The following is a 317-nucleotide window of genomic DNA, read 5'->3' as shown; positions in this document are numbered from 1 at the left end:
CTCATAGACCGAGTCCGAGTGAATCCTGACCACGCCGACGAGTTCGTTGCTCGCTTCGTCGAACGCGACAAAGGCCATCGCCCGGGCATAATCAAGCTGGGTCAGGCGGGCGATGAATTCATGGGAAAATTCCTTCATCGGCGCGAAAAACCGCAGCCGCAGATCCTGCATGGTGACATGTTTCAACATCTCATGGATCAGCGGCTCGTCCTCCGGCCGGATCGGTCGAACGAATACCCGCCAGCCGTCCTTGACCTCGATGTGGCGCTGCCACTGCGAGGGGTACGGCCGCACGGCGAAATTCGCAGGGCCTGAAC

General features: G+C 59.9%; 1 protein-coding gene. It reads right to left on the bottom strand.

What is annotated here, in order from left to right; translation table 11 throughout:
* Positions 1–317: GNAT family N-acetyltransferase (locus QSV46_RS39305; RefSeq protein ID WP_409997290.1), on the bottom strand; the 317-nt coding region annotated here is incomplete at both ends.

The sequence above is a fragment of the Bradyrhizobium cosmicum genome, assembly GCF_032290525.1.
Taxonomy (GTDB): domain Bacteria; phylum Pseudomonadota; class Alphaproteobacteria; order Rhizobiales; family Xanthobacteraceae; genus Bradyrhizobium; species Bradyrhizobium cosmicum_A.
Note: the sequence above shows the minus strand (reverse complement) of the source record. Positions and strands in the feature narration are given on the sequence as shown.